This window comes from Pseudarthrobacter sp. NPDC092202, from assembly GCF_044755505.1.
In the GTDB taxonomy this organism is placed as follows: Bacteria; Actinomycetota; Actinomycetes; order Actinomycetales; family Micrococcaceae; genus Arthrobacter.
Genome location: NZ_JBIVRG010000015.1, coordinates 82,421 through 94,193 on the forward strand (window position 1 = coordinate 82,421; position 11,773 = coordinate 94,193).

Sequence of the window (11,773 nt, forward strand, 5' to 3'; positions counted from 1 at the left end):
TCTTCGTCGCGTCACTGCGTGGATTCCTTTGGTGGTGGTTCGGGTGCCTGGGCGCAGGCACCCTTAGCTCAGACACGGGGAGCGCGCTGCCCGCCCCCTCCCGGCGTACCGGAACTATACCGCAGCCTGCGGGACAGTCAGCGGAGACCGCCGTCGTCCTCTTTCCCGCCACTCCCGCGGGCTGCGCCCGAGCCTGCTCCCGCATTCCCGCCCGCGCGGTGCAGCAGCACCAGCCGGGTTGCATGGAACGTGATGAAACCGGCGCCGGCCAGGATGAACAGCGCCTCCAGCCAACCCGCCCGCCCCTCTGCAACCCGCATGGCTGCCGGCACCAGCGCCAGCAGGACCACGGCTATCCCCATCCATGCTGCCGGCACCGTTCCGTAACGCCCGCCTCGTTCGGCCATGCCAACCCCCCAATTCCGTCGCCGGCTTCCAGCCTAAAGTGCGACGCACACGCGGGCGAAAGGCAGCGTGGACCGAAGCCTGGTGGGAAGCCGGAAACGTGAACGCAATGAACTTAACTTTCTCTGCGTACACAAGAGTGATGGCCGTCACCACCGGGCCTAGCATCGAAGGACAGATCAGGTCCGCTGATCATCCTGTAGAGAATTGCATTACTGAGAAGAGGAACACCATGCGCCAGATCCGCGCATTGCGAGTCGCCGCCGTCGCCGCCGGCATCGCCCTGATGGCCACCGGCTGCGGTGCCACCGGGAAGAGCTCCACCGGTTCGGAAAGCTCCGGCGCCGCCGCCGGACCTATCACCGGACTGCAGATCATGGTCCCCAACACCCCGGGTGGCGGCTACGACACCACCGCACGCGCGGCAGCGAAGGTCCTCGACGACGAGAAGATCTCCACCAACACCGAGGTCTTCAACCTCGCCGGCGCCGGCGGCACCGTGGGCCTGGCCCGCGTGGTCAACGAAAAGGGCAACGGCGACCTCACCATGCTGATGGGGCTGGGCGTCGTTGGAGCCAGCTACACCAACAAGTCCGAGTCCAAGCTGACCGAGACCACCCCGCTGGCCCGCCTGATCGAAGAACCGGGCGCGATCATGGTCAGCAAGGATTCCCCCTACAAGACCATCGACGACCTGGTGGCTGCCTGGAAGGCCGACCCGGCTTCCATCTCCGTAGGCGGCGGCTCCTCGCCGGGCGGCCCGGACCACCTCCTGCCCATGCAGCTGGCCGGCGCTGTGGGCATTGACGCCACCAAGGTGAACTTCGTTTCCTACGACGGCGGCGGAGACCTCTTGCCCGCGATCCTTGGGAACAAGCTTGGTTTTGCCGCTTCCGGTGCCGGTGAGTACCTGCAGCAGATCGAATCCGGTGAGGTGCGCGTGCTGGCAACCAGCGGTGCGGAGCGCCTGGAGGGTGTCGACGCGCCCACCCTGAAGGAATCCAACATCGATCTGGTGTTCACCAACTGGCGCGGCATTGTGGCCCCTCCGGGCATCAGCGACGAGGATAAGGCTTCCCTGATCGCCGCCCTCGAGGAGATGCACGCAACTGAAGGCTGGAAGGAAGCGCTGAAGACCCACAGCTGGACCGACGCCTTCATCACCGGCGACGAGTTCGAGACGTTCCTCACCGAGCAGGACAAGCGGGTGGCGGACGTCCTCACCAAGCTTGGGTTGGCGTGAGCTCCCTGACCACAGGCCTTAAAGGCCGCGCCGAGCTGGGGGTTGCCCTCCTGCTCGGCGCGGTTGGCGTCCTTGTCTTCCTGGACGCCAACGGCCTGGTAACCCCGTACTCCCAGTCGGACCCGGTTGGTCCCAAAACGGTTCCGTTCATCGTGGCCGGTTTGCTGGTTGCCTGCGCAGTGCTGCTGGCCATCAACGTGATCCGGGGCGGCCAGGGCGAGGCGGAGGGCGGCGAGGACATCGACCTCACCCATCCCGCCGATTGGAAGACCATCCTGCCCCTGGCGGGTGCTTTTATCCTGAACATCCTGCTCATCGACTGGGCCGGCTGGGTCATCTCCGGCACCGTCCTGTTCTGGGGCAGCGTCCTGGCACTGGGCAGCCGCCGCTACATCCGTGACGGGCTCATCTCCGTAGCCCTGTCCCTGCTGACCTTCTACGGCTTCTACCTCGGGCTGGGCATCGCACTGCCCGCCGGACTCCTGGAAGGAATCCTCTGATGGACGTCTGGTCCTCACTGATGGACGGTTTCGCAACCGCCCTGACCCCCATGAACTTCCTCTACGCCGTCATCGGCGTCATCCTGGGCACCGCCGTCGGCGTCCTGCCCGGCCTCGGCCCGGCCATGACCGTGGCCCTGCTCCTGCCGGTCACCTACGCCCTGGAACCCACCAGCGCCTTCATCATGTTCGCCGGCATCTACTACGGCGGCATGTATGGCGGCTCCACCACCTCGATCCTGCTGAACACACCTGGTGAATCGTCCTCGGTGGTGACGGCGATCGAAGGCAACAAAATGGCCAAAGCGGGGCGGGCCGCACAGGCGCTTGCGACGGCGGCCATCGGCTCGTTCATCGCCGGCACCATCGGCACCGCGCTCCTGGCCGTCTGCGCCCCCATCGTGGTGGAATTCGCCGTCAGCCTGGGCGCTCCCAGCTACTTCGCCATCATGGTGCTGGCCCTGCTGGCCGTCACAGCCGTACTGGGTTCATCCCGGCTCCGCGGCTTCTCCTCGTTGGCCCTCGGCCTGGCCATCGGCCTGGTGGGCATCGACTCCGTCACCGGCCAGCGCCGCCTGACTTTCGGCCAGCCGCTGCTCGCGGACGGCCTGGACATCGTTGTGGTGGCAGTGGCCATCTTCGCTGTGGGCGAAGCCCTGTGGGTTGCTGCGCACCTGCGCCGCACCCCCCTGCACGTCATCCCGGTCGGCAGGCCCTGGATGGGTAAGAAGGACTGGAGCCGTTCCTGGAAGCCCTGGCTTCGCGGCACCGCCTTCGGATTCCCGTTCGGCGCCCTTCCCGCCGGCGGCGCGGAAATCCCCACCTTCCTGTCCTATGTGACGGAGAAGCGGCTCAGCAAGCACCCCGAGGAGTTCGGCAAGGGAGCTATCGAGGGCGTCGCCGGTCCGGAAGCTGCCAACAACGCAGCCGCCGCCGGAACCCTGACCCCTATGCTGGCGCTGGGCCTTCCCACCAACGCCACTGCCGCCGTCATGCTGGCAGCCTTCACCTCCTACGGCATCCAGCCGGGCCCGCAGCTGTTCTCCAGCCAGGGACCCCTGGTCTGGGCGCTGATCGCAAGCCTGTTCATCGGCAACCTGCTGCTCCTGCTGATCAACCTGCCGCTGGCTCCCCTGTGGGCCAAGCTCCTGCAACTGCCCCGGCCGTACCTGTACGCCGGCATCCTGTTCTTCGCCACCCTGGGCGCCTACTCGGTTAACCTGCAGGCCTTCGACTTGGTCCTCCTGCTTGCGCTGGGCGCACTGGGGTTCATGATGCGCCGGTTCGGGCTGCCCGTGCTGCCCCTGATCCTTGGCGTCATCCTGGGGCCCCGGATCGAAGGCCAGCTGCGCAAGAGCCTGCAGCTCAGCGCCGGCGACCCGGCCGGGCTCTGGAGCGAGCCCATCGCCATCGTTGTTTACATCATCGTGGCGCTGATCCTGGTATGGCCGTTCATTTTCAAGCTGGTCCGGCGCAACCGGCCCGTCCAAGCTGCACCTGCCGACGCGCCTGCAAGCCCGGACGGATCCCTGCGCTCGGCCCCCGAGGCCACCTCCGCGCCGCGCGAAGCCGGCGGAACCGTGAGCCACGGCAGCCACCGGGCCGACGGCGGGAGCCACAGCGGCGGCGACGGGGGCGACGGCGGCGGCAGCGACTGAGCCACGGCGCCCTCCCTTCGAGCCCCAGACACCACTACCTAAGGAACAGTCATGACGATCGTTGTGGGATACGTCCCTACCCCCGAGGGCGAAGCCGCCCTGACCCAGGCCATCACCGAAGCCCGGAAGAGCAACACCAGGCTGCTGGTCATCAACTCGTCCAAGGGCGACGCCCTGGTGGACAACCGCTACGCCCAGGAGCCGGACATCCAGAGCATCGAGGATCGCCTGGCCACCCAGGGCATCGACCATGTGATCAAGCAGCCGGTCCGTGGACACGATGCCGCCGCCGAGGTACTGGATGCCGCCGAGGAAAACAACGCCGAGCTGATCGTGATCGGCCTGCGCCGCCGGACTCCGGTGGGCAAGCTCATCATGGGCAGCGTCTCACAGCGGATCCTGCTGGAGGCGGACTGCCCCGTCCTGGCGGTGAAGGCAGGCTAGCCCTGTCCGCCAGCCCGGAACAGCTCCTGGCGCTGGCGCCCCAGCCCCTCAACCTCCACTTCGACGACGTCCCCTTGCTGGAGGTAGGGAAAGCGTCCGCTGAGGGCCACACCTTCTGGAGTCCCGGTGATGATGACATCACCGGGCTCCAGCCGCATGTACTGGCTGCAGTGGTGGACAAGGGTGGCTGCGTCGAAGATGAGCTCTGAGGTTTTGGAGTCCTGGCGCGGCTCCCCGTTGACCCAGCTCCGCAACCGCAGGCTCCCGCCGTCGATCTCGTCTGCCGGAACCAGCCACGGGCCCAGCGGCGTGGAGCCGGGGAGGGACTTGCCCTTGGTCCACTGGCCGGCCGCCCCGGGGAGCTGGTACTCACGCTCGGAGAGGTCGTTGGCGGTGACATAACCAGCGATGCAGTCCTCCGCCTCCCTTACGGATTCCAGGTAGCTGGCTTCCCTGCCGATGACGATTCCCAGCTCCACTTCCCAGTCGTACTTGCTGGAGTTCGGCGGTACGGGGGAGGGATCGAACGGCCCCGCAACAGTATTGCTCGGCTTGAGGAACACCACCGGAACCTCCGGGGGCGGGGAACCCGACTCTGCAGCATGCGCGGCGTAGTTCATCCCGATGCCCACCACTGAGCCGGGCCTGGCAAGCGGAGGCCCAATCCGGAGCGCCTCGGCTCCTGGCAGTTCCGGCAGCAGCCCGGCTTCCAGCGCGTGGCGGACCTTGTCCATTCCTCCGGAGGCCAGAAACGCGCCGTCCACGTCCTGGGTCAGCGGCAGCAGGCTGTAATACCGGCCGGACCCGCCCGCGGACGGCACCATAACGGCCGGCTGTTCCCCGCCTATTTCGCCCAGGCGCATGATTTTCATCCAGTTCTCCTTCGAGCTGACGTTGCACGTTCCTACCATGGTTGCTGATGCGCTGACCCGCCGCCAACGCGCCGCATTGTGACTGGAAGGCCGCCGCCTCCCCTGCTGGCCGAGAGGTCCTCCTCGACGCACCAAAGGACGGACATCTGACATTTCCACAAAGTAGCGGGTATGATTGGGATGCCCCAAGGCATGGAACACAGAAAGTTTGACATGACGACAGCAACCATGGAGCGCGTCCGCGCCGACTCCACCCCCGCCGCCCCGGCTCTCCGGTCGATCGACCTGGAGTTCTCCACGGCGGGCGACGTCCACGCGGGCCTGGAAGAAGCAGTTGCGGAACTCATAGAGGTTGCCGCCCATGACGCAACCTGCGGCATCCTGGTGACCAGGCTGCACCCCGGCCGCTACACCGTGGCACTGGATGAATCGGTCCCCTTCGGTGAGACCTACGAGGCCATCGCCGCCTGACAGTTTGCGACGGGACGCCTCTCCCCGCATAGGCAAAAGTCCCCGCCGCTGCGAACGCAGCGGCGGGGACTTTTGTACCTGCGGTTACCGGGGCTGTCAGCCGCGGCGGACCTGCACGCCGTCGGACTTCAAAAAGAGCTGCTTTTCGGACGGACCCGCCGGCACGAGCCACAGAACGTTTCCGCTCTGCGACACTTCTTCCACCTCCCCGGCGGCCACCACATGCGCCTGCTTGATGATCTCGACGCGTTCCCCGGCCTGGAGTCCCCTCCAGTCGGAAATAACGGCGGAATGGGCATTGCGCCTCGACAGGACTGCCCCACGTGCTTTCATTTGAACTTCTACCCCTTTGTATATGTTCGGCGCCACAGCCTCTTTGATGTGACTTTCACTACACCTTCAGTTCTACTACACTCCGGGTCCGCCCGATGTCTGTGCCGCTGGAAATTTCATCAGGCGGACGCTTTGTGCCGAAGCCCTGAAGATTCTTCGCCCGTCAGGCCAGCGCGCCTACCGCTGATTCGACTGCGCGGCGGACCTCCCCTGCTGCGACCAGCCGGTCCGCGGCTTCAAGCTCCGGGGACAGGAAGCGGTCCGTCCCCGGCCCGTCCACCACCGTCCGCAGTGCACCGACGACGGCGGCGCCCGCCGGCCCCGGAGTCAGCACCCCACCGGAGAGCTGGCTGCGGATGTCCAGCGCCCGCGCGGACGTCACCAGCTCGATCGCCAGGACGCGCCGCAAATTTTCCACTGCCTTGCGGAGCTTGCGGGCAGCGTGCCAGCCCATGGAGACGTGGTCTTCCTGCATGGCCGAACTCGGGATGGAGTCCACCGATGCGGGGACCGCAAGCCGCTTGTTGTCCGAGACCAGCCCGGCCTGGGTGTATTGGGCGATCATGAGCCCGGAATCGACGCCGGGGTCCGCTGCGAGGAATGCGGGAAGGCCGTGGGACCGGGCGGGGTCCAGCATCCTGTCCGTCCGCCGCTCGGCAATGGAGCTGAGGTCCGCGACGGCGATGGCCAGGAAATCCAGGACGTACGCAACCGGGGCGCCATGGAAGTTGCCGTTCGAGCTGACCCGTCCGTCGGGCAGCACCACCGGGTTGTCGATGGCCGCGGCCAGTTCGCGGGACGCCACCAGGTCCGCGTGGTCCAGTGTGTCCCTGACCGCGCCGGTGACCTGCGGGGCGCAGCGGAGCGAGTAGGCGTCCTGCACGCGCGAGTCGCCGACGCGGTGGGAAGCGACGATCGGTGAACCGGACAATACGCGCAGCATGTTGTCAGCGCTGGCCGCCTGCCCCGGGTGGGGGCGCAGTGCCGCATGCAGTTCCGGGAGGAACACCTGGTCGGTGCCCAGCAGCGCCTCGACGCTCATCGCCGCGGTGATGTCCGCCGTCGTCAGCAGCTGCCGAAGGTCGGCGATGGCCATGAGCAGCATGCCCAGCATGCCCTCTGTGCCGTTGACCAGCGCCAGTCCTTCCTTCTCCGCCAGGGTGACCGGCTCGATGCCGTGGGCTGCAAGCAGCTCAGCAACAGGCCGTTCTCCCCGCGCGCCGTACGTGGCGCCGTCGGGTCCTTCCGCCTCGCCTTCACCCATCAGGACCAGGGCGCAGTGCGACAGGGGCGCAAGGTCGCCGGAGCAGCCCAGCGATCCGAACTCGCGGACCACCGGCGTGATGCCGGCGTTGAGGACGTCCACCATGGTCTGCAGGACCACGGGGCGGACGCCGGTACGGCCGGAGGCCAGGGTCTTGGCGCGGAGGAACATGATGCCGCGCACCACTTCGCGTTCCACGGCCGGCCCCATGCCGGCGGCATGGCTGCGGATCAGGCTCTTTTGCAGCTGGGTGCGCAGCTCGTTGGGAATGTGGCGGTTAGCAAGGGCGCCGAAGCCGGTGGAGATTCCGTATGCCGGGATGTCGCTGGCGGCGAGATCGTCAATATGGGCCCGGACCTTGGCAACGGTTTGCAGTGCTTCAGGGGAGATGGACACCTTCGCGTTGTGGCGCGCGACGGCGACAACATCTTCGGGCGTGACCCCGCTGGTGCCGAGGGTGACGGTCAGCGGTTCGTGGGTAATGGCGGTCATGGTTTTTACTTGCTCTCGTTCATTGGGATGCGGACGCCGCGTTCCCTGGCGACGTCCAGGGCGCGGTCGTAGCCGGCGTCGGCGTGCCGGATGACGCCCATGCCGGGGTCGTTGGTCAGGAGGCGCTCGAGTTTCTCCGCGGCGAGGTCGGTGCCGTCGGCGACGGACACCTGGCCGGCGTGGATGGAGCGGCCGATTCCCACGCCGCCGCCGTGGTGCAGGGACACCCAGGTGGCACCGGAGGCGGTGTTGAGCAGGGCGTTGAGCATGGGCCAGTCGGCAATTGCGTCGGAGCCGTCGGCCATGGCCTCGGTTTCGCGGTACGGGGAGGCGACTGAACCGGAGTCCAGGTGGTCGCGGCCGATCACGATGGGCGCCTTGACTTTGCCTTCCTTGACGAGCTGGTTGAACAGCAGGCCGGCCTTGGCGCGTTCGCCGTAGCCGAGCCAGCAGATCCGGGCGGGCAGGCCTTCGAACTCCACCCGTTCCTGCGCGGCGTCAATCCAGCGGTGCAGGTGCTTGTTCTCCGGGAAGAGTTCCTTGATGGCCTCATCGGTGACGCGGATGTCCTCGGGGTCACCGGAGAGTGCCACCCAGCGGAACGGGCCCAGGCCCTCGCAGAACAGCGGGCGGATGTAGGCGGGGACGAAGCCGGGGAACTCGAAGGCCCGGGTGTAGCCGCCCTTGCGTGCCTCGTCGCGGATGGAGTTGCCGTAGTCGAACACCTCGGCGCCGGCGTCCTGGAATTCCACCATGGCCTGGACGTGCCGGGCCATGGAAGCCTGGGCCTTCTTGGTGAAGCCTTCCGGGTCCGCCTCGGCTTCGCGGTGCCATTCCGCCACGGAGATGCCTTCGGGCAGGTAGCTCAGCGGATCGTGGGCTGATGTCTGGTCGGTGACGATGTCCACGGTCAGCTCGCCCGCGTTGTGGCGGCGCAGGATTTCGGGGAACACCTCGGCGGCGTTGCCCACGTAGCCCACGGACCAGCCGCGGCGCTCTTCCTTGGCCTTCAGGACCTTGGCGATGGCGGCGTCGAGGTCTGTTTCCACTTCGTCGAGGTAGCGCTTGCCGGCACGGCGGCGCAGGCGGGTCTCGTCGACGTCGACAATCAGGCACGCGCCCTCGTTCAGGGTGACGGCGAGCGGCTGGGCGCCGCCCATGCCGCCGCAGCCGCCGGTGAGGGTCAGGGTGCCGGCAAGGGTGCCGTTCTCGTCCCCGGTGAGCTTGCGGGCGATCGCGGCAAAGGTCTCGAAGGTGCCCTGCAGGATGCCCTGGGTGCCGATGTAGATCCAGGACCCCGCGGTCATCTGCCCGTACATCATCAGGCCCTCGGCCTCGAGGCGGCGGAACTCGGGCCAGGTGGCCCAGTCGCCCACCAGGTTGGAGTTGGCCAGCAGGACCCGCGGCGCCCACTCGTTGGTGCGGAACACGCCCACCGGCTTGCCGGACTGCACCAGGAGGGTCTCGTCCTTTTCCATGGTTTCCAGCGTCCGGGTGATCGCGTCAAAAGCAGCCCAGGAGCGAACGGCGCGGCCCGTGCCGCCATAGACCACCAGGTCATCCGGGCGCTCCGCGACCTCGGGGTCCAGGTTGTTCATCAGCATGCGCAGCGGCGCCTCGGTCTGCCAGGACTTGGCGGTGAGCTCGGTGCCGCGGGCTGCTTTGACCGGGCGGGCACCGGTGGTGAAATCGGCGGGTGCCATGGGGGCTCCTTCAGGTAGGGGTGTACTGGAAGTTCTGTATCTACTAAAGCCTGTCCGCAGCGGCAGAAACAGGGCGTGGACGTGGGTACTGTCCGGGATACCGGACGCTCGCCTTCCCTCCCTTGCCCCGTCCCCGACCGTCCCAAAGGCGAAGGTTTGCGAGCTCCCGGTGATGGCGCAATCCGGGTGGGGACGGGACTACTTGGCGGGCCGGCCGTGGAGCCGGACCGAGAGCTCATCGGCGGCCTTCTGGACGCGCGCAGCAAGCGCCGGCCACTGCCCTGCCGGCACCTTGTCCTCGAGGAACGTGACGGCGACGGCCGCCGTCGGCCATCCCAGGTGGTCCGTCACGGCGGCGGCGATCGAGCCAAAGCCCGGCGTGACCTCGCCATGTTCCGTGGCATAGCCGCGCTGCCTCACCTGGTCCAGGTGGGAGGACAGCGCCGAGTACTTCATGATTGCCCCTTCCACCTCGTGCCGGGCGGTGAAGGCAGCAGCGTTCGGATAGAGCGCGCGGACCTGGGACTTGGGAAGGGCTGCGAGGATGGCGCGGCCGCTCGCGGTGAGGTGGCTGGGTAGCCGGACGCCGACGTCGGTCACCAGGGACGGCCGGTTCTTGGCCCGCTCTTCCACGATGTAGAGGACGTCCCGCCCATGCAGCACGGCAAGGTGCGCGCTCTCGCCCAGCGCATCCACGAGGGAGGCAAGCAACGGCCGGCCCAGGCGGGACAGCGGTTCCTGCCGGGAGTAGGCGGAGCTGAGCTCGAACGCGCTGATGCCCAGCCCGTACCGCTGCTCCTCATGGAGGTGGAGGACAAACCCGTTTGCTTCCATGACGCCCAGCAGGTGGTAGACGCTGGAACGCGGCAGGCCCAGGGTGGAGGCGATTTGCGACGCCGCCATGGGGCCACGCCGCGACGCCAGCAGTTTGAGGATGCGCAGGGTGTTCTCGGCAGCGGGGACTTTGGACGTCGCCTTCGATGCTGCCTGTGGTGCGCCGCTGGTTCCAGGGCCGGCCTCAGTGTCCAACAGCATTATTACTCCATTGCTTTGCGGGGCCTCGCAGCCCTGTCCGGTATCCCGTACTTAACCTTGCGCCCTGAACGGAGGCGGTTGCGGCCCGAGGGAATGCTCCATGTCTGGGATATCAGACATCCCGGAGACCGGAAAGGTTCCACCCGGCGCGCATCCTGGCGCAGTCAGGTCCTGACTACTACTTTCCCGAGGCGGCGGCCCTCCCGGAGATAGGTGATGGCGGCCGGTGCTTCCGCAAGCGTGAAGACCTTGTCCACAACTGGCTTAACGCTTCCAGCCTCAACGAGGGATGCCAGGGCTTCAAGGTCAAGGTGCGTCTCCTTCGACACCAGGCCCTTGAATTCCTGCCGGGAGAAAAGCGAGAACAAGGGTGCCGCGAGTGACCTTTCGAAGCCACCGGTCAGCTTTCCACCGCGCTCGCCCCCGACGAGCACCAGCGTGCCCCGCGGTCCGAGAGCGCGCTTGAGGACGGAGAGCGGACGGTTGCCGGCGGTATCCAGGATGACGTCGTACCGCACCCCGCCAGCAGCAAAGTCCTCCCGCGTGTAATCCACCACTGCGTCAGCGCCGAGGGACCGGACCAGTTCAACTTTGCCGGTGCTGCATACCCCCGTCACGTCCGCACCAAAGGCCTTGGCTATTTGCACCGCGAAGGACCCCACTCCCCCGCCGGCCCCAATGACCAGCACCTTCTGGCCGACCGTAACCTGCCCGGCGTCCCTAACTGCCTGCAGGGCCGTGACGCCGGAGATGGGTGCCACTGCCGCTTCTTCGAATGAGAGGTTCCGGGGTTTCGCGGCCAGCCTGCCCTCCCTGGCACACACGTACTCGGCAAAGGACCCCTCCGACGTGCCGAAGACCTCGTCCCCAGCCTTGAGGCGGGTCACGCCGGCTCCAACCGCCTCCACAACGCCGGCCACTTCCCGGCCCCGCACGGGCACTTTGGGCTTCTTCAGGCCAAAGCCAAAAAGCCGGATCAAGTAGGGCAGCCCGGTCATCAGGTGCCACACGCCCTGCTCCACCCCGGCGGCCCGCACGCTGACCAGGACCTCCCCCTTGCCCGCTGCAGGCCGGGCAATATCCCGCAGCTCAAGCACGTCCGCGGTCCCATAGACGTCCTGCACGACAGCTTTCATGCTTGATCTCCTTTGGGCCGCCGCAGGTACCGGAACGCATTCCCCGGCAGCCTGTCCCGCACCGTCCGGCGCGCTGGCAGCAGGCCCCCAACCTAGGGAAAAGCCAGCACCGAGTCAAGGGGGCGCGTTGACTCATGAGAAAGGTCCGCGTAGCGGGATACGTTGCCTCATTGGAAAAGGTCCGGGAAGTGGCGAGGCGGACATCCTTGAGGGATGG

12 protein-coding genes are annotated in these 11,773 nt (G+C 67.1%); 5 read left to right on the forward strand and 7 right to left on the reverse strand.

Annotated features, from left to right (window positions below):
- Positions 1 to 137 precede the first annotated feature (137 nt).
- Entirely contained in the window at positions 138 to 407 is a 270-nt protein-coding gene (locus tag ACIQF4_RS18350) for a hypothetical protein (RefSeq protein ID WP_400517091.1), read from the reverse strand.
- A 230-nt stretch (positions 408 to 637) separates the two neighbouring features.
- Here ACIQF4_RS18350 and ACIQF4_RS18355 point away from each other — a divergent pair, with 230 nt between their 5' ends.
- The 4 genes from ACIQF4_RS18355 to ACIQF4_RS18370 are packed head-to-tail and all read left to right on the forward strand — an operon-like array spanning position 638 to position 4,250.
- Positions 638 to 1,648 (forward strand): tripartite tricarboxylate transporter substrate-binding protein, encoded by a 1,011-nt coding sequence (locus tag ACIQF4_RS18355; RefSeq protein WP_350000961.1) that lies wholly within the window; start codon positions 638 to 640, stop codon positions 1,646 to 1,648.
- Complete coding sequence (locus ACIQF4_RS18360) at positions 1,645 to 2,148, forward strand: tripartite tricarboxylate transporter TctB family protein (protein ID WP_400517092.1); 504 nt, start codon at positions 1,645 to 1,647, stop codon at positions 2,146 to 2,148. Before ACIQF4_RS18355 ends, ACIQF4_RS18360 begins: the two co-directional genes overlap by 4 nt.
- A complete protein-coding gene (locus ACIQF4_RS18365; RefSeq protein WP_400517093.1) occupies positions 2,148 to 3,806 on the forward strand; it encodes a tripartite tricarboxylate transporter permease in 1,659 nt (552 codons plus the stop codon). Before ACIQF4_RS18360 ends, ACIQF4_RS18365 begins: the two co-directional genes overlap by 1 nt.
- A gap of 51 nt (positions 3,807 to 3,857) precedes the next feature.
- Positions 3,858 to 4,250, forward strand: coding sequence for a universal stress protein (locus tag ACIQF4_RS18370; protein WP_400517094.1), 393 nt, complete (start codon positions 3,858 to 3,860; stop codon positions 4,248 to 4,250).
- Here ACIQF4_RS18370 and ACIQF4_RS18375 read toward each other — a convergent pair.
- Positions 4,247 to 5,122, reverse strand: coding sequence for a fumarylacetoacetate hydrolase family protein (locus ACIQF4_RS18375; protein ID WP_400517095.1), 876 nt, complete (start codon positions 5,120 to 5,122; stop codon positions 4,247 to 4,249). The two genes, ACIQF4_RS18370 and ACIQF4_RS18375, sit on opposite strands and share 4 nt — an antisense overlap.
- A gap of 213 nt (positions 5,123 to 5,335) precedes the next feature.
- On the opposite strand from ACIQF4_RS18375, the gene ACIQF4_RS18380 reads away from it, so the two are divergent.
- Positions 5,336 to 5,593 (forward strand): hypothetical protein, encoded by a 258-nt coding sequence (locus ACIQF4_RS18380; RefSeq protein ID WP_400517096.1) that lies wholly within the window; start codon positions 5,336 to 5,338, stop codon positions 5,591 to 5,593.
- A 96-nt stretch (positions 5,594 to 5,689) separates the two neighbouring features.
- On the opposite strand, the gene ACIQF4_RS18385 is transcribed toward ACIQF4_RS18380, so the two are convergent.
- From ACIQF4_RS18385 to ACIQF4_RS18405, 5 genes are all read right to left on the reverse strand, one after another.
- The gene (locus ACIQF4_RS18385) at positions 5,690 to 5,926 is read right to left on the reverse strand and encodes a hypothetical protein (protein ID WP_400517097.1); all 237 of its coding nucleotides are present in this window, start codon (positions 5,924 to 5,926) and stop codon (positions 5,690 to 5,692) included.
- Between the two features lie 163 nt (positions 5,927 to 6,089).
- Positions 6,090 to 7,682: a histidine ammonia-lyase gene (hutH, locus tag ACIQF4_RS18390; protein WP_400517098.1), complete on the reverse strand. Its 1,593-nt coding sequence runs from the start codon at positions 7,680 to 7,682 to the stop codon at positions 6,090 to 6,092.
- A 5-nt stretch (positions 7,683 to 7,687) separates the two neighbouring features.
- Positions 7,688 to 9,385 carry a urocanate hydratase gene (gene hutU / locus ACIQF4_RS18395; protein WP_400517099.1) on the reverse strand — a complete coding sequence of 566 codons (1,698 nt, stop codon included), beginning with the start codon at positions 9,383 to 9,385 and terminating at the stop codon, positions 7,688 to 7,690.
- 198 nt (positions 9,386 to 9,583) lie between these two features.
- A complete protein-coding gene (locus ACIQF4_RS18400; RefSeq protein WP_400517100.1) occupies positions 9,584 to 10,420 on the reverse strand; it encodes an IclR family transcriptional regulator in 837 nt (278 codons plus the stop codon).
- A gap of 164 nt (positions 10,421 to 10,584) precedes the next feature.
- Positions 10,585 to 11,556 (reverse strand): NAD(P)-dependent alcohol dehydrogenase, encoded by a 972-nt coding sequence (locus ACIQF4_RS18405; RefSeq protein ID WP_400517101.1) that lies wholly within the window; start codon positions 11,554 to 11,556, stop codon positions 10,585 to 10,587.
- Positions 11,557 to 11,773 lie beyond the last annotated feature (217 nt).

Excerpts from the sequence above, each read along its gene's own strand:
- ACIQF4_RS18350 (WP_400517091.1), bottom strand. The coding sequence starts at position 407 with ATGGCCGAACGAGGCGGGCGTTACGGAACGGTGCCGGCAGCATGGATG.
- ACIQF4_RS18355 (WP_350000961.1), top strand. The coding sequence starts at position 638 with ATGCGCCAGATCCGCGCATTGCGAGTCGCCGCCGTCGCCGCCGGCATC.
- ACIQF4_RS18365 (WP_400517093.1), top strand. The coding sequence starts at position 2,148 with ATGGACGTCTGGTCCTCACTGATGGACGGTTTCGCAACCGCCCTGACC.
- ACIQF4_RS18370 (WP_400517094.1), top strand. The coding sequence starts at position 3,858 with ATGACGATCGTTGTGGGATACGTCCCTACCCCCGAGGGCGAAGCCGCC.
- ACIQF4_RS18375 (WP_400517095.1), bottom strand. The coding sequence starts at position 5,122 with ATGAAAATCATGCGCCTGGGCGAAATAGGCGGGGAACAGCCGGCCGTT.
- ACIQF4_RS18380 (WP_400517096.1), top strand. The coding sequence starts at position 5,336 with ATGACGACAGCAACCATGGAGCGCGTCCGCGCCGACTCCACCCCCGCC.
- ACIQF4_RS18385 (WP_400517097.1), bottom strand. The coding sequence starts at position 5,926 with ATGAAAGCACGTGGGGCAGTCCTGTCGAGGCGCAATGCCCATTCCGCC.
- hutH (WP_400517098.1), bottom strand. The coding sequence starts at position 7,682 with ATGACCGCCATTACCCACGAACCGCTGACCGTCACCCTCGGCACCAGC.
- hutU (WP_400517099.1), bottom strand. The coding sequence starts at position 9,385 with ATGGCACCCGCCGATTTCACCACCGGTGCCCGCCCGGTCAAAGCAGCC.
- ACIQF4_RS18400 (WP_400517100.1), bottom strand. The coding sequence starts at position 10,420 with ATGCTGTTGGACACTGAGGCCGGCCCTGGAACCAGCGGCGCACCACAG.
- ACIQF4_RS18405 (WP_400517101.1), bottom strand. The coding sequence starts at position 11,556 with ATGAAAGCTGTCGTGCAGGACGTCTATGGGACCGCGGACGTGCTTGAG.